16 protein-coding genes are annotated in these 20009 nt (G+C 53.2%); 10 read left to right on the top strand and 6 right to left on the bottom strand.

The features are described from left to right. Positions 1–152 precede the first annotated feature (152 nt). The 6 genes from Q0Y46_RS03855 (at position 153) to Q0Y46_RS03830 (ending at position 7360) form a co-directional block, all read left to right on the top strand. Positions 153–398, top strand: coding sequence for a type II toxin-antitoxin system prevent-host-death family antitoxin (locus tag Q0Y46_RS03855; protein ID WP_085490355.1), 246 nt, complete (start codon positions 153–155; stop codon positions 396–398). Continuing rightward, complete coding sequence (locus tag Q0Y46_RS03850) at positions 399–590, top strand: type II toxin-antitoxin system RelE/ParE family toxin (RefSeq protein ID WP_297945118.1); 192 nt, start codon at positions 399–401, stop codon at positions 588–590. Positions 591–1006: 416 nt separating this feature from the next. Continuing rightward, positions 1007–2158: an FISUMP domain-containing protein gene (locus tag Q0Y46_RS03845; RefSeq protein WP_297945115.1), complete on the top strand. Its 1152-nt coding sequence runs from the start codon at positions 1007–1009 to the stop codon at positions 2156–2158. A 501-nt stretch (positions 2159–2659) separates the two neighbouring features. After that, on the top strand, positions 2660–4561 hold the full coding sequence (gene dnaK / locus Q0Y46_RS03840) for a molecular chaperone DnaK (RefSeq protein WP_295860546.1): 1902 nt from the start codon (positions 2660–2662) through the stop codon (positions 4559–4561). Positions 4562–4777: 216 nt separating this feature from the next. After that, positions 4778–5920 carry a molecular chaperone DnaJ gene (gene dnaJ / locus Q0Y46_RS03835; RefSeq protein ID WP_297945111.1) on the top strand — a complete coding sequence of 381 codons (1143 nt, stop codon included), beginning with the start codon at positions 4778–4780 and terminating at the stop codon, positions 5918–5920. Positions 5921–6106: 186 nt separating this feature from the next. Then, positions 6107–7360, top strand: a complete 1254-nt coding sequence (locus tag Q0Y46_RS03830) for an ATP-binding protein (RefSeq protein ID WP_366522469.1) — start codon at positions 6107–6109, stop codon at positions 7358–7360. Between the two features lie 3 nt (positions 7361–7363). On the opposite strand, the gene tgt is transcribed toward Q0Y46_RS03830, so the two are convergent. The 4 genes from tgt to Q0Y46_RS03810 are packed head-to-tail and all read right to left on the bottom strand — an operon-like array spanning position 7364 to position 11455. Then, positions 7364–8503 carry a tRNA guanosine(34) transglycosylase Tgt gene (gene tgt, locus Q0Y46_RS03825; RefSeq protein WP_297945105.1) on the bottom strand — a complete coding sequence of 380 codons (1140 nt, stop codon included), beginning with the start codon at positions 8501–8503 and terminating at the stop codon, positions 7364–7366. A gap of 3 nt (positions 8504–8506) precedes the next feature. Then, a complete protein-coding gene (locus Q0Y46_RS03820; protein WP_297945103.1) occupies positions 8507–9019 on the bottom strand; it encodes a hypothetical protein in 513 nt (170 codons plus the stop codon). Next, positions 9019–10020 carry a phosphatidylglycerol lysyltransferase domain-containing protein gene (locus Q0Y46_RS03815; RefSeq protein ID WP_297945100.1) on the bottom strand — a complete coding sequence of 334 codons (1002 nt, stop codon included), beginning with the start codon at positions 10018–10020 and terminating at the stop codon, positions 9019–9021. Before Q0Y46_RS03815 ends, Q0Y46_RS03820 begins: the two co-directional genes overlap by 1 nt. Positions 10021–10030: 10 nt before the next feature. After that, entirely contained in the window at positions 10031–11455 is a 1425-nt protein-coding gene (locus Q0Y46_RS03810; RefSeq protein ID WP_297945097.1) for a Mur ligase family protein, read from the bottom strand. A gap of 588 nt (positions 11456–12043) precedes the next feature. On the opposite strand from Q0Y46_RS03810, the gene Q0Y46_RS03805 reads away from it, so the two are divergent. Continuing rightward, positions 12044–13429, top strand: coding sequence for a TrpB-like pyridoxal phosphate-dependent enzyme (locus tag Q0Y46_RS03805; protein WP_297945094.1), 1386 nt, complete (start codon positions 12044–12046; stop codon positions 13427–13429). Between the two features lie 114 nt (positions 13430–13543). On the opposite strand, the gene Q0Y46_RS03800 is transcribed toward Q0Y46_RS03805, so the two are convergent. Both Q0Y46_RS03800 and Q0Y46_RS03795 read right to left on the bottom strand, forming a co-directional pair. Continuing rightward, positions 13544–14143 (bottom strand): superoxide dismutase, encoded by a 600-nt coding sequence (locus Q0Y46_RS03800; RefSeq protein WP_297945089.1) that lies wholly within the window; start codon positions 14141–14143, stop codon positions 13544–13546. A 13-nt stretch (positions 14144–14156) separates the two neighbouring features. Continuing rightward, positions 14157–15254 carry a DUF1343 domain-containing protein gene (locus Q0Y46_RS03795; protein ID WP_297945086.1) on the bottom strand — a complete coding sequence of 366 codons (1098 nt, stop codon included), beginning with the start codon at positions 15252–15254 and terminating at the stop codon, positions 14157–14159. Between the two features lie 157 nt (positions 15255–15411). Between Q0Y46_RS03795 and Q0Y46_RS03790 the strand changes: the two genes are divergently transcribed. The 3 genes from Q0Y46_RS03790 (at position 15412) to Q0Y46_RS03780 (ending at position 20004) form a co-directional block, all read left to right on the top strand. Continuing rightward, positions 15412–17679, top strand: a complete 2268-nt coding sequence (locus Q0Y46_RS03790) for a DUF748 domain-containing protein (RefSeq protein ID WP_297945083.1) — start codon at positions 15412–15414, stop codon at positions 17677–17679. Positions 17680–17952: 273 nt separating this feature from the next. Beyond that, positions 17953–18792, top strand: a complete 840-nt coding sequence (locus tag Q0Y46_RS03785; RefSeq protein WP_297945080.1) for a NifU family protein — start codon at positions 17953–17955, stop codon at positions 18790–18792. 159 nt (positions 18793–18951) lie between these two features. After that, on the top strand, positions 18952–20004 hold the full coding sequence (locus Q0Y46_RS03780) for an IMP cyclohydrolase (protein WP_295684220.1): 1053 nt from the start codon (positions 18952–18954) through the stop codon (positions 20002–20004). Positions 20005–20009 lie beyond the last annotated feature (5 nt).

Here is a 20009-nt window from a genome sequence, read left to right as displayed (position 1 = left end):
CAAATATTTTTGATTTTATACCACTTTTTATTCATTTTTTTTTAATAAAAGCCTCCCCTGCGGAGGATTTTTTATTTCTATAAAACAAATTTTCTTAATTTTTTACTTGTAATTTTACTTAAAATTATGTATTATTGAGATGGAGTTTGTTTATGCCGTGCATTTTACCTGTGTCTGATTTACGAAATTACAATGAGGTTCTTCAGAACGTTTCCGAAGAATCTCCGGTATTCCTGACCAAGAACGGTCGAGGTTGCTATGTCGTCATCGACATCAAGGAATACGAACGGATGGTCGCGGCGTTGAAACTCCAGAAGGCACTTGCCGAGGGTGAACGATCCGCCGAACAAGGCGGTTGGCTTTCTGCTGCAGACGTGCGGAAGAAATATGAGGTGTAGATGCCCGTCATCATTTTTTCGCCAAAGGCATCCGAGGATTTGGATTCAATCAAAACTTATATAGAATCTGAATTAAGTAGTCCTCAAGCGGCAAATGAAAAGGTTCTTGAAATTCTTGATGCAATCAACAACCTTGCTGTTTTTCCTGAAATAGGTCCCTCTTTAAAAGGCAAAGTAGATTCGTTGAGTTGATATCGTTGTTTATCTGTATCGAATTGTATTGTCTTTTATCGAATTGAATTTGATAAGGTACTAGTTGTCCGCATTTTGAATAGTCGAATGGACTACTTGAAAATCCTGGAATTGTAGCATCCTCCCCTACGGAGGATTTTTGTCGCAAAAACCCCTGTTTAATGGGGTTAATTTTGTTTTTTTGCAAAATATACCCCCTTAACCCTGCTTTTTCTCTCATATTATTTGTTTGATGTAACTGGTCGAAAATTGCGCACTGTTTGTGGTTTACCCTATGTTCGGGTGTTTTTATGTAGAAAAACGCATAAACTTTGGGATTTTTTGTGTAAAAGTCTACATTTTATCCCCTCTACCTTGTAGAACGCGTGGGTTGTTTTGGGGCGGGGTTTGGGTTATATTTAGGGGTGAGGTTATTTATGCTGAAGAAGTTTGTTTTGGGGGGAATGGTTGTTATGGCGGCGTTGCTTGGCAATGCTTGCGGGGACGACGCATCGAGCGATTCGCCGGCGGGGCCTGCGGATGGCGAGGTTTCCCTCTCCTCCTCCAGCGACGATGTTTCCAGCAGCAGCGAGACGAACGAAGCAATCTCCAGTAGTCATTCATCGTCTTCGTCGAGCAAAAAAGCTGTCAGCAGCAGTTCCTCCAGCGACGGAAAAATCTCGTCCAGTTCCGTAAAAGTTGTGTCTAGCAGCGGCAAGGGCGAAAAGTCTTCAAGTTCCAAGAAGGTTGAATCGTCCAGTTCGTCAAAAGCAGAAGTTTCTTCAAGTTCTGCGAAAACAGAGGAATCGTCCAGCAGCAGTGTAAAAACATCCAGCAGCAGTCAAAAATCCTCGTCGAGTTCTGCGAAATCATCCAGCAGCAAACCGAAATCATCGAGCAGTAGCGCGAAGTCTTCGTCGAGTTCTGCGAAGTCGTCCAGCAGCACGGTTGTCATCCCTTCAAAACTCTACGATTGCGAAGAGTACAAGTGCGTCACGACCAAGTATCTCAACCCCGAGATAGAATACGGCGAGTATCTGGATGTACGTGACTCGCAAGTGTACAGGACCGTGCAAATCGGCGAACAGGTATGGATGGCCCAGAACTTGAACTACGAATCGGATACTTTGAGTTCGTGTTATAGGAATAATTCATTGAATTGTTTACAATGGGGACGTTTATACCCTTGGGAAAAAGCCTTGACTGTCTGCCCGGATGGATGGCATTTGCCCGACACGTCCGAATATCGAATTTTAGTTGATTATGTAAACGAACATAAAGGCGACATTAAACTTGGTTCAAGCCTAGAAAGTCTGGAAACGGGGAAATATGACATATTTGGTTTCAGTATACTCCTTGGTTCGGGATATTCTCCTGGAGGAGTCGCCTTTGATAAAGGTGGAAAAACTATTGGAGATGCTTTTATTTGGATGGCGTCAGAAACGGATGGAAAAGAAGCGACTCTCCCGCCTGAGGAGTATGCCTTAGCGCGTTGTTTGCGAAATGATAAAAGTATGTATGGTAATGTACTTGGAGTGATGGCTTTTGAAAAAGAAGATTGGTTATCCGTAAGATGCCTTAAAGACTAACTATGGTTAAACGACATTCCAATCGACTGAATACGCTGGGCTCTCCCCCGGCGTTATTTTTTATGAGGGTGTCGGGGGTTTTAGGGGGTGTCCCCCTAGGAGAGGGGGTAGCGTATGCCACAGGGCGATCCCCGCCTTCGCGGGGATGACATGGGGCAGAAGAGAGGGGGAGGCTTCCCCCTCCCCTCCTTTTTTAGGGATTGCTTCACCACTATTCGGGGTTCGCAATGACAATCCTGCTCCCCGCTTCTTTTTTGAGATTGCTTCGTCACTTCGCTCCTCGCAATGACGTTTTCACATTCTTCCAAAGCACTGTTCCATTATGAAACGGACCTTTTTCGCCCCGATTTAGGGGCTTTTCTTGTTTCAGAACGAAACAAAATGGCCGTTTTTTGCCAGTTATTAGCATTTGGCACGGGTTTTGCTTATGTATGGGCGTAAAAAATCGCCCCGTTCAGATTGATTCGCGGGCGGCAAGAATTTAAAAATAGGAGACTCATTATGAGCAAGATTATCGGTATTGACTTGGGAACGACCAACAGCTGCGTGTCCGTGATGGAAGGCGGCAAGCCGGTCGTGATCGCTAACGCGGAAGGTTTCCGCACCACCCCGTCCATTGTCGCTTTCGGCAAGAACGGCGAACGTCTGGTGGGCCACGTGGCAAAGCGCCAGGCCATCACCAACCCCGAAAAGACGATTTACTCCATCAAGCGTTTCATGGGCCGCACCGCCGGCGAATGCTCCGCTGCCGAAAAGAACATGCCCTACAAGCTGGTGGGCACGGGTTCTGACCCGGTGCGCGTGCAGGTGGACGACAAGCAGTTTGCTCCTCCCGAGATTTCGGCCATGGTTCTCCAGACCATGAAGAAGATTGCCGAAGACTACCTCGGCCAGCCGGTGACCCAGGCCGTGATTACGGTCCCCGCCTACTTTAACGACTCCCAGCGTCAGGCTACGAAGGACGCCGGCAAGATTGCTGGCCTCGAAGTGCTGCGTATCGTGAACGAACCGACGGCTGCTGCACTTGCCTACGGTCTTGACTCCAAGAAGAGCGAAAAGGTCGCCGTGTATGACCTCGGTGGCGGTACGTTCGATATCTCCATCCTGGAAATCGACGACGGCATGTTCAGCGTGAAGGCCACCAACGGCGATACGATGCTCGGCGGTGACAACTTCGACGAAGTGATTATCGACTGGATCAACGACGAATTCAAGAAGGACAATCCGGGCATCGACCTGAAGAAGGACAAGATGGCCCTGCAGCGTTTGAAGGACGCCGCCGAAAAGGCCAAGATCGACCTTTCTGCCACGACTTCCACGAACATCAACCTCCCCTTCATCACTGCCGACGCTTCGGGCCCGAAACATTTGGACCTCACGCTCAGCCGTGCAAAGTTTGACCAGCTGACCGCCCACCTGGTGGAACGCTCCATGGAACCCTGCCGCAAGGCTATCAAGGACTCCGGTCTTTCTTTGAGCGAAATCGACGAAGTCATCTTGGTTGGTGGTTCTACCCGTATCCCGGCCGTGCAGGAAGCTGTGCGCAAGTTCTTCGGCAAGGAACCGAACAAGACTGTGAACCCGGACGAAGTGGTGGCTATCGGTGCTGCCGTCCAGGGTGCCGTGCTTAGCGGCGACTCCTCCGTGAAGGATGTGTTGCTCCTCGACGTGACTCCGCTTTCCTTGGGTATCGAAACTCTCGGTGGCGTGATGACCAAGCTCATCGACCGTAACACCACGATTCCGACCAAGAAGAGCCAGGTGTTCTCTACCGCCGAAGACAACCAGCCGGCCGTGACGATTCACGTGCTCCAGGGCGAACGCGAATTTGCCCGCGACAACCGTACGCTCGGCAAGTTCGACTTGACAGACCTTCCGAAGAAGCCGCGTGGCGTGCCGCAGATCGAAGTGACTTTCGATATCGACGCGAACGGCATTGTGCACGTGTCTGCCAAGGACAAGGAAACCGGCAAGGAACAGTCCATCAAGATTACTTCTTCCAGCGGCTTGTCTGAGGACGAAATCAACAAGATGGTGAAGGATGCCGAAGCCAACGCTGCCAAGGACAAGGAACAGCGCGAACTTGTGGACATCAAGAACCAGGCCGAACAGATGGCTTACCAGGCTGAAGGCCAGCTCAAGGAATTCGGCGACAAGCTCCCGGCCGACACCAAGAGCCAGCTGCAGGCTGCTATCGACGACATCAAGGCCAAGAAGGACAACGGCACCAAGGAAGAAATCAAGGCCGCTATGGACAAGCTCCAGGGCATGATCAGCTCCATGGCTCAGGCTGCCGGTGCAAACCAGGCTCAGCCGGGTCCGCAGCCGGGCGCTTCTGAACAGCCGAAGAACGACAAGAAGGGCGATGGCCCGGAAGTCGTCGACGCGGAAGTGGTTGACTAATAGGAAGTGGTTAGTGGTTGGTGATTAGTGATTAGTTTTAGTCATTGACAAAAACCACTAATTACATGAAAGGATTCGCCTTAAAATTGAGGCAATCCTTTTGTTGTAAAATAAGTGATTAGTGGTTGGTGATTAGTAGTTAGGATTTATAATTGCGGCGAAGCCGCTCTGTTTACTAACCACTGTTTACTAATCACTAAATGCCAAAGGCATATTATGGCTGAAAAAAGAGATTATTACGAAGTTCTAGGTGTCGGCAAGGACGCGAGTGCTGACGAGATCAAGCACGCCTACAAGAAACTTGCCATCAAGTACCACCCGGACAAGAACCCGGGCGACAAGGAAGCCGAAGAGAAGTTCAAGGAAGCTGCCGAAGCTTACGACGTTCTCTCGAATCCTGAAAAGCGCAAGAACTACGACCAGTTCGGTTTCAACGCCCCGGGCGGTGGCTTTGGTGGCGGCGGATTCGGCGGTGGCGGATTCAGTTTCGAAGATATTTTCTCGCAGTTCGGCGATATTTTCGGTGGTGGATTTGGCTTTGGCGGCGGTGGCCGCAGGAGCAGTCGCAAGGCGGGACCTCCGCGCGGTAACGATTTGCAGATCAAGGTGGCGCTCAGCTACAAGGAAATCTTCGAGGGTTGCACCAAGAAGGTGCGCCTCAAGCGCTACACCCCCTGTACCGAATGTAACGGCAAGGGCGGCCAGGACATCAAGACTTGCGATACCTGCCATGGAACGGGGCGCGTGCGCCGCGTGTCGGGCGGGTTCTTCCAGATGGTTTCCGAGAGCGCCTGCCCCACCTGTAACGGCATGGGCGAAGTCATCGCGAATCCGTGTAGCCGTTGCCACGGCGAGGGCCGCGTGCAGGAAACCGAAGAGATTTCCATCAAGATCCCGGCGGGCGTTGCCGAGGGGCAGTACCTGAACCTGCGTGGCGAAGGCAACTGCGGTCCCCGTGGCGGTGCCTGCGGCGACTTGCTGGCCGTGATTGCCGAGAAGCCCGACGACTTCTTTACCCGCGAAGGCGACGACCTGCATTGCGAAGTCAAGGTGCCCATCCACAAGCTGGTGCTTGGCGGTACGCAGCGCATCCCGACGCTGGACGGTGGCGAAGTGCAGATCAAGATTGCGGCCGGCACCCAGGCTGGAAGCATTCTCCGCTTGCGCGAGCAGGGCCTGTACCCGCTGAACAAGCGCGGTGACCGTGGAAGCCTCTACGTGAACATCGGCGTGGAAATCCCGAAGGACCTGAGCCGCGAAGAGAAGGAACTCTACCAGAAGCTCGCGGAACTGCGTCACGACAAGGAAACCGCACAGGAAGAATCCTTCCTCGAGAAGATGAAGAACCTGTTTAAATAGGAGTGAGGTCGGCGCACGGCGCCTCTGAGGTATGAGGTCGTTCGCGCAACGCGCTCACTTTGAGGATATCACCCTCGGCATTTGTGTGTCGGGGGTGTTTTTTTTGCCAAAGGCATCAATTCATCTTTAATTTTACGGATGTAATCCATATTTTTATAGACAAAACTTGACTTTACCTATATTTTTATGTATATTATCCATAAAAATAGAGGTGCTATGCTCCATCGATTTATCCAAAATAGGCTTGAGACATTATTCAAGTTTTTTCCGTGTGTCTTGCTAACGGGTGCTAGACAGGTCGGTAAAACGACTCTGGTCAAAGAACTCGTCCCGGCGGGTTCAATGGTAACATTCGACCCTGTTGAGGATATTCGCGGAGCCAAGGCTGACCCAGACCTGTTCCTGAAGCAGATGAACTCGCCTGGATTTTTGGACGAGGTGCAATATGTGCCGCAGGTTCTCGCTTCTCTTAAGCGTTTTGTTGATGAACATGCGAATGAAAAATCGCTTTTCTACCTGAGCGGTTCGCAGAATCTAAATGTGTTGCGCGGAGCGGCGGAATCCATGGCCGGACGTGTTGCAGTACTTGATCTCTACCCACTTTGTTTTAAGGAGATGTTCCAAAAGGAGGAACACGGAATACTCGAAGCTCTGCTTACAGATGGCGCAGATGATTTTTCGGGATTCGGTGATGGATCTGTACCACCTCTGAGCCGCCTGATGTGGCGCGGCGGGATGCCTGGGCTTTTGGAAATGCCCAATCAGCTTATCCCAGATTTCTTTACGGGCTATATGCGAACCTATATCGAGCGCGATGTCCGTAATATTTCCGAGATTTCTAACCTAACCCTATTTTCACGTTTCGTGCGTCTGCTTTCGGCGTTGTCTGCACAAGAGGTAAACTCAAACGAACTGGGACGAGACCTCGGGATTGACCGTACCACGGCGGTTCGTTGGGAAAATATCTGCGAAGCTTCGTACCAGTGGATAAAGATTCCTCCGTTTAATAGGAACCCCGTCAAGCGAATTTCGGGCAAGAGCAAGGGCTACTTTGTCGATACAGGTTTTTTGTGCAACCTGCAGGGAATTTTTTCTCCAGAAATTCTTGCTTCTCACCCGTTATACGGGCACATATTTGAAACATTTGTCGTGATGGAAGTCGTGAAACGGATTAACGCTTGGCATGCCAGGCCCAACATCTACCACTATAGGGCGTATTCCGGAGCGGAGGTCGATTTACTTCTGGAATGCAACGGCATGGTTTTCCCATTGGAAATCAAAATTACGACACACCCCACCAAGAAAGACACGAAGGGAATCACCTCTTTTAAAGAAACTTTCCCGAGCGAAAACATCGGTACAGCGATTGTCGCCTGCAACACGCCCACCCCCTATAAGCTTGCCGATGACATTTGGGCCGTTCCTTGGTGGGAACTCTAAAAATTATTCCGCCTCCTGCTGGAGTTGCGGGATAATTTCTGTAGACCATTCGTCAAAATCGCCCTTTTCGATATGGTCACGGGCCTGTTGCATCAAATGCAGGTAGAAATGCAGGTTGTGGAGCGTCGAAAGCGTCCAGCCGAGGGGTTCCTTGGTCTTGAACAGGTGGCGCACGTAGGCGCGGGTGTAGTTCCGGCAGCAATGGCAGTCGCATTCCGGGTCGAGCGGGCGGCTGTCATCGGCGAACTTGGCGTTCTTGTAACGGAGCACACCCCTGCTGGTGTACACAAGGCCGTCCTGCGCGTTCTTGGCGGGCAGAATGCAGTCGAACATGTCGACCCCGCGCTTGATGAGTTCCAGCAGGTTCCAGGGCGTACCCACCCCCATCACGTAGCGGGCTCGGTCAGCAGGCAGCGAATTTGTGCAAAAATCCGCAATTTCGTACATGGTTTCTACGGGTTCGCCTACGGAAAGGCCGCCCATCGCGTAGCCGTCGGGAGCGATTTCCTTGAGGGCGTCGATGGATTTTTGGCGGAGTTCCTTGTGCATGCCGCCCTGCACAATCCCGAAGAAATACTGCGGATAATCATGGACAGGCGGGTTTTCGCGGAGCCAGTCCACTGCCCGGCGTGTCCATTTGAGCGTGTAGTCGAGCGATTGCGAAGCTTCCTCGACGGTGCTCGGGTAAGGCGTGCATTCGTCGAAGGCCATGATGATGTCCGCGCCGATTTCGCGTTGGGCCTTCATCACCGATTCCGGGGTGAACATGTGGCGCGAGCCATCCAGATGGCTATGGAATTCCACGCCCTCTTCGGTAATGTGGCGCAACTCCTTGAGGCTCCAGACCTGGAATCCGCCGCTGTCGGTGAGCATCGGGCCGTTCCAGCCCATGAACTTCTGAACGCCGCCCATCTTGGCCACGAGTTCCGTGCCCGGGCGCAAGTACAGGTGGTACGTATTCGCGAGGATAATCTGCGCCTGCATTTCACGCAGATCACGAGAAGAAAGTCCCTTCACGCTCGCAAGAGTCCCCACCGGCATAAAAATCGGCGTTTCGATGGTGCCATGGGCGGTGTGGAGACGACCGCGGCGAGCCTTGCTATGGTCGCTTGTCTTTATGAGTTCGAAGGGATTATTGTTCACGGGCTAAAGATAAATAATCGGAAAACCTTCGCGGTATTCCTTTATAATGTAGGGATGCGTTTTGGCGTACTCGAAAATCTTTGCTCCGAGCCCGTTCTTGACGAGTTCAACCAGTTCGGGCCGGGGAATCGCGCCGATAGTCGGGCATGTGGGCGTGAGTGCGATGACGAGTTCGCCCCCCTTATTCATAACGCGGAGAGGCCAGATGGAACAATCGAAGGGTTTGTCTTCTGCTTTCAAGATGCAGCCTTTGTGCGGATCGAGGAAGGTACAGGGGACTTCTTCTTCGGGGTCGTCGGTGCGGAATTTGTCTTCAAGAACCAGGCGGCCAGCAGATGGGCCCTGCGGGGTCTCGACTGTCGCAAACTCCCCCACTACGCCGTAATCGTTGGGCTTGCTCAGTTTTTCAACGACCTCGGGCGGGAAAAGCGGAGTTTCCCAGAGGCTCTGCCGGCGGAATGAACAGCAGAACTTGCAGGCGGCACAGGATTGTTTTGAAAGAACGCGGGAAAGCATCACTCCCCCACTCTAACATGTGTTTTATCGAGAATCGTCTGCGGATAGTACGAGAGTTTGGCTTTGCGGAGGCCTTCAAGCCCAATGTCTTCTTCGCGGTTGATGAGCGTCGCCCCTGCAGCCACAAGGTGTTCAGCAAAGAGTTTGTTGATGACGGCATACCCGCCGTTGTCCGCATATTCGCCGATAACTTTCTCGAAATGGATGTCCCACACAGCAGGGGCGATTTCAGAAGCGATCGTCATGCCGACAGGTTTGCCTTCGACATACAGCACGCCGCCCTTCATGCCGAGCGCATCAAAGTTTTCCAGCGCCTCCACGATGGCGCAGTATTCCGCCATACGCGATTTTTCGTCTTCGGAGCGTTCCGCCAGAGCGGCTTCCGCACAATCGCACGGCGTTTCGCAATCGGTATTTTCCAGAGCCGTTTCGCCGTCATCATTCAGCCAACGCTTTTCGATTTCTAAGGCGTCGGAAATGTTTGCCGGAGTCATTGCGCGCAGTTCGAACTGCCCGTAGGTGCGCGTAAAGCGCGAGATATGGTTGCGTTTCTTGCGGTAATCGCTGCCGGGGAGCGTTGCGAGGATTTCCGCCGAATAGATGTAGTCGCTGTCGCCGCGGTTGTTTTCGAAATGGAGGGCGGGTTCCGCGCTGTTCGCCCCAGCTTTCGTATTAAAATATTCTCGCAAAATCTGTGCCCGGGGCTCGTTGACCAGGCAGAATTCCAACGGTCGGCCCGATTCACGGGCGTCTTCAGCAATCAGCTCAAGCGCCTTGGATAGGGCGCCAGCTCCTAGCGGGAAAGCATAGCCCCGGCGGCTCCCTTCCCCATTGTAGTAGCGGAACAGGAAACCCTCTTGCAGGGCAATCAGCGTGCCGTATTTTTTGCGCAGCAGGTAAACATTCGCAAATCCAGCATCGCTCCCATTGTAGCCCGATTCAGCCACCGCCTTTGCCGCAGCATCCCTGTCCGTAAGAAGTGGGGGCCTAAACAGGAGCATGATTCACCGTTCATCGTGATTCAAGGAGTTTCTGGACAGATTGAGCGAATGCCTGCAAACTGGGGTCACGTGCACCCATCAGCAGAATCGTGTCGCCCGGCTGGGCACATTCCACCATTTTCTTGGCGCATTCATCGCGGTTTTCGATGTAGATGGCTTCACAGCCCTTCAGCAACAGGTCGTCGGCGAGGTCGCCCGCACTGATATCGCGGGTAACGGTACCGCCGGCATAGTAGATTTCGCTAAAGAACATCATGTCGTTGTCGCGGTCGTCATCAAAATCTTTGGGACGGAGCGTCTTCGAGATGAATTCTACAAGGTCGTTGCGCAGGAATCGCGTAGGACCGAAACCGTGCGGCTGGAACCAGGCAATCACGCGGCCATCGGTAAAGTCCTGGGCGCTCTTGATGCTGGCTGCAATCTTGGCAGGGTTGTGCGCGAAGTCGTCCACGAGCGTGACCCCGTTGAACGTCCCCAAAATCTGGTGACGGCGGAACACGCCGGGGAAAGTGGCCAGAGCATCGGCACAGGTATGCAGGGAAACTCCCGTAAACAAGGCGGCAGCCGTCGCGGCGAGCGCATTTTCCATGTTGTGCTTACCCGGAAGCGGCACGATGAATTTCACGAGTTCGGCCTTGTGGCGCACGCGGAACTGGATGGAGGTGCCGACAGACTTGAAGTCGGTGCCCTGCACGCCCACGTAGCTTTCGAAGCCAAAATCAAATTCGCGGCCCGCACTGAACTTCTTGGCAAGCGGGTGCGCGTCGTTTACGATGAGGATTTTCCCGTTGTCGAGGATGTTGTGGCTGAACTTGAGGAAGATTTCCTGAAGCTCGCTCATTTCCTTGTGGTCCTTGTCGACGTTCAGGATAAGCCCAATTTCGGGTTCGTAGCGTACGAGCGTCCCGTCGCTTTCGTCGGCTTCGACCACAAGCCATTCGCCCTTGCCGCTCACGGCGTTGCCAATCTTGCCTTCTTTTTGCAGGTTCACGAGGCCAGCACCCGTCATCACGGAGGGCTGGAGGCCGGCATACTGCAAGATATGGTAAATCATCGCGGTCACGGTGGACTTGCCACTGGTGCCGCTCACGGCGATGGTTTTTGCCTCTTTCGAAATCTTCGCGAGCATTTCGCTGCGGTGCATCACCGGGATTCCAAGTTCCTTGGCGCGCTTGAGGTCGGGATTCGTATCCTCGATGGCGGTGCTCACCACCACGGCGGTCAGGCCATCTGTTATGCCCGAACCGTCCTGCGCAAAGCACCTGACCCCGCAATCTTCGAGCTGGCCCATGACGAGCGGCTTTTCCGTTTTACCGGCAAGGAACTCGCCAAATTGACGGTCGGACCCGCTGATAGAAACACCCTTGCCAACAAGATACTGGGCAATGGCACTCATGCCCACGCCCGCAACACCGATAAAGAAATAGGATTCCATGCGATAAAATTAAAAAATTATCGCATCTTCTGTATTGCCCCGAAAAAAATGTTCCGTTTGTTATTTATGCACCGGTTTTCGCGGTGTACGATGGATGCTCGGGCGTCTGTTACCCGGATGCAACGGCATGATCTTGGAAGTCGCCGAGAGAGTGTGCTCGATTTTTTCCTCGCCGAAGGAGGAATACTGTCCCGTAAAAAGTCTGTTGTCTATAGCCATAAATCGTACCTGTGAATGCGAAAATGGAAAAAGCTAAATGAAGTAAGAGATATTTAATCAAGATAATCTATTTTGCCAAAAAAAACAAATGAACAATTCCCTTTTTTGGGCAAACAAGCGCACATAAACGTTTTTTTACATTTCTTTTTTGCCAAAAAGCCCATTTTTAGGTATATTTCGGCACATGAAATTCGTAGCAAGCATCAACTTCTGGTGGTGGCAGGCCCTATAGTTAGGAGTCTGGTATTTTTGCTACGGTATTCAAAAAGAAGCAGGCTCCTCAAAGGGAGCCAATTTTTTTGCAAAAATTTTGGATACCCGGCAAGAACCTGAAACGGATGCTCACTACAACAAAGAAAGGAAAATAAAATGAGAAACTCTCTCAAACTCGACGGCCCGGTCAAGACTTACCTCGAAGAAAACGAACTCCCGAAGGCATGGTACAACGTACGTGCCGACATGAAGAAAAAGCCCGCACCGCTCCTGAACCCGGGTACCGGCAAGCCCGTGACTTTCGAAGACCTGCAGCCCGTGTTCTGCGACGAGCTCATCAAGCAGGAACTCGACAACGACACCCGCTTCTTCGAAATTCCCGAAGACATTCTCACGTTCTACAAGATGTACCGTCCGTCGCCGCTGGTCCGCGCCTACTTCCTCGAACAGGCCCTCGGCACTCCGGCCCACATCTACTACAAGTTCGAAGGCAACAACACCTCGGGTTCCCACAAGCTCAACTCCGCCATCGCCCAGGCCTACTACGCCAAGAAGCAAGGCCTCAAGGGTGTGACCACCGAAACGGGTGCAGGCCAGTGGGGCACCGCCCTCTCGATGGCATCGGCCTTCTTCGGCATTGACTGCCAGGTCTATATGGTGAAGGTTTCTTACGAGCAGAAGCCGTTCCGCCGCGAAGTCATGCGCACCTACGGTGCAAGCGTCACCCCGTCCCCGTCCATGACCACCGAAATCGGCAAGAAGATCAACGCCGAATTCCCGGGCACCACGGGTAGCCTCGGCTGCGCCATTTCCGAAGCCGTTGAAGCCGCCGTGAAGCAGCCGGGTTACCGCTACGTTCTCGGTTCCGTGCTGAACCAGGTGCTGCTGCACCAGTCCGTCATCGGTCTCGAGACGAAGGCCGCCCTCGACAAGATCGGCGTGAAGGCCGACCTCATCATCGGTTGCGCCGGCGGTGGTTCCAACCTCGGTGGCCTTATCAGCCCGTTCGTCGGTGAAAAGCTCCGTGGCGAAGCCGACTACGACATTCTCGCCGTGGAACCGGCAAGCTGCCCGAGCTTCACCCGCGGTAAGTACGCCTACGACTTCTGCGATACCGGCAAGGTCTGCCCGCTCGCCAAGATGTACACGCTGGGCTCCAGTTTCATCCCGTCTGCCAACCACGCCGGTGGCCTCCGCTACCACGGCATGAGCAGCATCCTCTCTGAACTCTACGATCAGGGCCTGATGCGTGCAACGTCCGTGGAACAGACCAAGGTGTTCGAAGCCGCCAAGCTCTTCGCCCAGACCGAAGGCATCCTCCCGGCTCCGGAATCCAGCCACGCCATCCGCGCGACGATCGACGAAGCCCTCAAGTGCAAGGAAAACGGCCAGGCCAAGAACATCGTGTTCGGCCTCACCGGCACAGGTTACTTCGACATGGTCGCCTACCAGAAGTTCAACGACGGCGAAATGAACGACTACATCCCGACGGATGAAGACATCGCGAAGAGCCTCGCCCAGCTTCCGAAGGTTGAGGGTTAAGCCCTAATTTGTCATCCCCGCCTCCGAGCGGGGATCTCCTATAAATTTAAAAGGCCCCGGATTTAGAATCCGGGACTTTTTGTAAGGAGTTATTGACACTCCATAGGCAAGAAATTAGCCAAGACGGTTATTGATTTCGTCCCAATTGACGATACTCCACAGCGCCTTGAGGTAATCCGGACGGCGGTTGCGGTAGTCAATGTAGTAGGCGTGTTCCCACACGTCGAAGGTCAACAGCGGCTTGAGGCCCTTGGTGAGCGGATTCTGGGCGTTGCCTTCCTGCGTAATCACGAGTTTGCCCGATGCATCGGTGGAGAGCCAGACCCAGCCGGAACCGAAGAGGCCAGCACCTTTCGCCTGGAATTCTTCCTGAAACTTCTCGAAGGAGCCGAAGTCGCGAGCGATGGCATCCGCAATCTTACCCGTCGGGGCGTTGTCAGCCTTCGGGGCGGCAAACTGCAAGAAGTACATGGAGTGGTTCAGGAACTGGCCCGCATTATTGAAAACGCCGCCTTCAGCAGTCTTCACGATGTCTTCGAGCGACTTGCCTTCGAAGGCGCTACCCGGGAGGGCCGCGTTCAGGTTGTTGAGGTAGGTCTGCAGGTGCTTTCCGTAGTGGAACTCGATGGTCTCCGCGCTCAGAGCCGGGGCCAGGTCTGCGCCCGCGTACGGGAGGGCGGGCATTTCAAATTTTCCGTTTTTCTGTTCAGTCATGTGGTCTCCTTGGTTAAATAATACTCTCTATGAATTCCTTGCGGAACGTGCCGTTGCCGAGCAAAATGTCGATGGGCAACTTCTTGAATTCATATTCGTAAGGCGGTTGCTTCCAGGCAAAATCGTTCGGATACTCGTTGAAGATGTACTGCAAAAGCTTCACCGCCATGTCGAAACTGCGGAACTTGTCGCGGTCGAGCACGTGGATCTGCGCGCCCCCGCAAATCTGGCCAGCACCCTTGTGGAATGTGGGCTGGAAGTAGTTCTCGCGGAAGTAAACTCCGGGGAGCTTAAGCCCGTTCATGTACTTGCAGAGCTTGACTGCATCGATGAACGGCGCACCGAAAATCTCGAAGGGGCGCGTGGTGCCACGGCCTTCGCTCACGTTGGTCGCCTCGAACAGACACATGCCCGGGTAAACGATGGCGGTATCGAGCGTGGGCATGTTCGGGCTCGGCAGAATCCACGGGAGTCCCGTCTGGTCGTACCACATCTTTTTGTCGTAGCCTTCCATGCCGAGCACATAGAGTTCGCACTTCGGGAAGCGTTCTTCCTTGAACTGCACCGCAAGTTCGCCAATCGTTTTCGCATGGCGCGTGCGGATGCTGTGGAGCCCCACAAAACTCGTGTAATCGAGATCCAATACCGGGCCTTCTTCGTCTACGCAGTTGATGGGGTTCGGGCGGTCCACCACAATGACAGGGATGCCGGCCTTCTCGCAGGCCTTCATGCAGAGGAAAAGCGTCCAGATAAACGTGTAATAGCGTGCGCCCACATCTTGCAAATCCACGAGCATCATGTCCACGTGGCTGAGCATTTCAGGAGTCGGTTCGCGGTGTTCGCCGTACAAGCTATAAACGGGAATACCCAGTTCGGGGTCGGTGTAGCCTTCCCATTCGATCATGTTGTCCTGGGTGTGCCCCTTGATGCCGTGTTGCGGGCCAAAAAGCGCCGAAAGTTTAAAGAGTTTACCGTCGTATTCCTTAAGAAGGTCGAGAGTATAGCGCAAATCCGGGAGGACGGATGCCGGATGAAGGACGGCACCGAGGCGCTTGCCTTTGAGATTTGCAGGGAAAACTTTTTCAAAACGTGTGAGTGCGAGGGAAATCATATTAGTTGGTAGTTGGAAGTAGGAAGTAGACAGTGGTTAGTGGTTGGTGGTTAGGATTGGCGTGGAATTAATCATTTTTCTTTAATATACAATTCTTTTGCCTTCCATATGAGTTGCTTTATAAAAGAGAATACTGGTTTTTTCTAGATTAATTGGCATGAAAAAAGCTATTAAGATTATCCTGATTTCCCTTGTCGCCTTGATTGTCCTCGTTCTCGCGGCCCTCAAATTCGCCCCGGGATTCATCAAGGATTACGTAGTAGCCCATTCCGAAGAGTTTATCGGTCGAAAAATGGCGATTGAGAGCGTAAGCCTCAATCCGTTCACGTTTACCGTGAATGTCGACAAATTTGCCTTGCTGGAGCAGGACGGAACAACGCCTTTTGTCTCCTTTGACAAGTTCCGCATCAATGTGGACCCGCTCAAGATTGTGACCAGGACGGCCGCTGTCAGCGAAATCTACATGAAAGGTCTCTTTGTGCATGTCACGCAAAATGGGGACAAGTTCAACTTCAGCGATATCTTGGATTTTCTCGCCAAAGCGGACTCAACCTCCCCCGACACGGTCGCCGTTGACACGGCTGCATCCGATACCGGCATGGTCAACGCCGCCGAAATCGCGAAAGGCCTCCCGGTCAGCATTTCCGTCAAGAATATCGTGTTCGAGAACGGCAACATTATATATGAAGACACGAAAATCGGCTCTAAAATTCATATCAAGGATTTCGGCATCGCCATCCCGGCTGTCTACCTGAGCAATAAACAGACCGACGTAGGCGTGAGCCTCAAGTTTGCCGACGGCGGCGATTTGAACGTCAAAGTGTCCGTCAATGCGGCGACGAACGATTTCAACGTGAACGTGGGCCTCAAGGACTTCGCACTGGCCTGTGGCAAGCCCTATCTGAACGACTTTATCGCTTACAAGGACTTCAGTGGTAGCGTATCCACCGACATTTCTGTCGCGGGCAACCTTAACGACGTGCTTTCAAGCAACGTGGGCGGCATCGTTTCCGTAGACAACGTTGTTTTGACCGAAACAAGCGGCAAGACTATCGGAGTTAAGCATGTCGGTGTCGGCATCGGCAAGGCGAACTTGAACGAGAATACGTTCATCATTGACTCGGTGATTGTTGACGGGGCCTACGCCCACATGGACATGTACAAGGACGGCAAGACAAACATCGACGTGCTGCTTGCCCCGCTGAACAAAAAGTCCGCCGCTCCGGCTGACAGTAGCGCCCCTGACACCACGGCCAAGGCCGAGGAAGCGAAGCCTGAACCAGCCAAGAAGATGGTCGCCAAGGTCGGCAAGCTCTACGTCCACAACACCAAGGTCAGCGCAAACGACCAGACTCTCACGAAGCCGTTCAACTACACGGTGAGCGGCATTACGGTGAATGGCTCGAACATCAATTTCGACACCCCGTGCACCGTAAACGTCACAGCATCGTTCCCCGAAGGTGGCAGCGTCTCGGTCAAGTACAAAGGTGCTTTGAGCGACATCGGCACAATGGACGCCTACATCAGCGTGAAGAACCTCGCCCTGAAGCACTTCAGCAACTACAGCCTCCACTACACTGGCTACCCCATCAGCGCTGGCACGATGGCCTTCGCGAGCGAGAACAAGATTCAGGACTTCAACCTGGAAAGCAAGAACACCATCGACATCTACAATATTGACGTCGGTGACAAAGACAATTCTGTCAATCCGGAATTCACAGTCCCGATGAAGGTCGGCCTTTACATCCTTAAAGACAAGAACGACAAGATCCAGTTCGATATCCCGGTCAAGGGCAACATGAAGGACCCGGAGTTCTCTGTGCTGAAGATTATCTGGAAGACCGTGATGAACCTGATTATCAAGGTCGCGGTATCCCCGCTGAAGGTTGTGGGCAATGTCGCCACGACAGGTGCCGGCATGGTCGGTCTTGACCTCGGCAATAACGACGAAATTCTCATCGATGTCAAGAGTGCGACCTTCACGAGCGAGCAATACGCCAAGGCTTCCAAGATGACCGAGGTCCTGGCCAACGACCCGAAGCTCAAGCTCATCTTTACGCAGTACTACAACCCGAACAGGGCTGCAAAGAGGAACAAGCAGCACATGCTCAAGACAGAGTTCTACAAGCAGTCGCAGGGCAAGCAGACGCTGAACGAACTTGACGAACGTGCTATCCTCGAAATCAAGGACAGCGACGAAGCCTTCAAGGCCTACGCCAATGAACATGCCGCAGATATTGATGAGAAAAAACTGAAAACCGAACTGGCCACACTCGCAAGCAAGCGCGACGAAGACTTGCTCAAAGTGCTGATGCAGCAAAACGGCGTCACCAAGAAGAACATCAAGGTCCTTACCGCTCCGGCAGGCGAACTCTCCGGGTATAAAGGCAAGGCGATGTATAAGGTGACCGTGGATGTGCAGTAGGTAGACTGTAGGAAGTAGACAGTAGACAGTAGGAAGTAGGACAAATGCGTAAGGCGAGCGCCGCGGTCAAGCTTGCTTGAACATGGCCGAGCCGAGCATTTGGTACTTGAGCGTAGCGAGAGTACTAGTAGACAGTAGGAAGTGATGAATTCTGGATTTATCCTTTAACTGCTTACTAATCATCAAAAAACTCACTGCTCATGGCTCACCGCTCTCTTCCCGAGCCTCGTGCCTCGCGCCTCGCGCCTAAAAAATTCTACATTTGGCCGCATCATGAGCGAAGAATTGTGTGCAAACCTCTCCCAGAAGGTGCAGGAGACCGCCAAGGCCCCCAAGTACCGTGGAGCCATTTTCCAAATTGAAGCTGACGAAAAGGGTCTCGCCCTCGTCGATGTGAAAGAATCAAGCCTCAAGGTCTACTTGATGATAGACCCGGACTGCGACAAGATTCTCGAGACGCGGTTCTTCACCTATGGTGGCCCGATATTCACCGCCCTCGCCGACTCGTTCTGCAAGAAGATCCAGATGGTGACGGTGGACGAGGCTTGCGCTATTACGGCCGAGAGCCTGGAACTTGAACTCCGCGATACTCCGGACGTGCGCGCCATCCCCGAAAACGCTCCCGAAATCAAGCAGATGAATACGCTCATCAAGCGCATCCTCGAGACTTACCCCGAAAAGAAGGGCACGGCCATCCTCGTGCGCGAAAAGATGGAACGCATCAAGTACCGCACGCAGACCGCAGAAGGTCGTGCCGAGGCGGACGCCGAGTGGAACGCCCTTGCGAAACACGAAAAAATCGAGAAAATTGAGGCCTGGCTGCACCAGTCCGTCCGTGGAATGCTTCAGGGCGACGGCGGCGATGTGGAAATCCTCGACCTTACGGAAGACAACCGGCTCAAGATCCGTTACCAGGGCGCATGTGCCGGTTGCGGTTCTGCCATGGGCGGCACGCTCTTCTACATCGAGGACGAACTCAAGAACAACGTGTACTACAACCTGATTGTGGAACCCGAAGACCCGCTCGACAACCTCCCGCCGAACCAAATGTCCGATGCCGACCGCAATCTGGCCGGGCTAGACGACAACAATCCGCCACCAAGTTTGTTCTAGGATCTAGAGGCTAGGATCTAGAGGCTAGAGAGAAATATCACGGCTTCGCCGTCTGTTATTAACGCACGAAGTGCGTGATTCTTATTCACTAGTCTCTAAGTCTCTATTCTCTAGCCTCTATTTTCTATATTGCATCCTGTAATTATCAAAGGAAACTTTATGTCCGAAGAACTCGTTTTGAAATTTGTCGATCCCGTGCCGATGCGCTACGGTGAAAACTCCCACCAGTCCGCTGTGTTCTACCGCGACCCGACCTGCACCGAAGCAAGCCTCGCCACCGCAAAGCAGCTCTGGGGCAAGGAACTTTCCTACAACAACATCGTCGACGCTGACGCTGCCCTCGAAATGGCCCGCGAATTCAGCGACGGCAACGCAGTCGTCATCGTGAAGCACATGAACCCCTGCGGACTCGCCACCGGCGAAACGCTCCGCGAAGCCATGGAAGCCGCCTGGGCAGGTGACCCGGTGTCGGCGTTCGGTTCCGTGATTGCCGTGACCCGCAAGGTCGACCTCCAGACGGCCGAGTTCCTCAAGGGCAAGTTCGTGGAAATTCTCCTCGCTCCGGCATTCGACGACGACGCTCTCGAATTCCTCAAGAACAAGTCCAAGGATATCCGCCTCCTCGAAGTCGGCGAAATCAAGAAGGCAACCCACTGCAAGGTGTACAAGCACGTCATCGGCGGCATGCTGGTGCAGGACCGCGACGTGGACACCTACGAAAAGTTTGAATGCGTAACGAAGGCCCAGTTCCCGAAGAACAAGGAAGACCTCGCCCGCTTTACTTGGCTCGTGACTAAGCACACCAAGTCTAACGCTATCGTGATGGGCTACGAATACAAGCCCGGTTACTTCCAGGTGATGGGCCTCGGCCCCGGCCAGCCCAACCGCATCGACTCGAACCTCCGCCTTTGCCAGCCGCGTGTCCGCGACAACGTCGCCCGTTTGGAAGAAGCCAAGCCGTTCTTCGACGAATCTGGCAAGCTCATTGACGAGGCCGGACTCAAGGCGCTGGAACGCAAGGTTTTCGGCGAAGTCGTGATGGGTTCCGACGCCTTCTTCCCGTTCCCGGACAACGTAGAAGCCGCCCACGACGCCGGTGTGCGCTACATTGTGCAGCCGGGTGGTTCCAAGAAGGACGACCTCTCTATCGAGAAGTGCGACGAATTCGGCATCGCGATGGTGTTCACCGGAATGAGGCACTTTAGGCACTAAGCGTT

Source organism: uncultured Fibrobacter sp. (genome assembly GCF_947305105.1).
GTDB lineage: Bacteria > Fibrobacterota > Fibrobacteria > Fibrobacterales > Fibrobacteraceae > Fibrobacter.
This window is presented reverse-complemented; position numbering and strand designations above follow the sequence as displayed.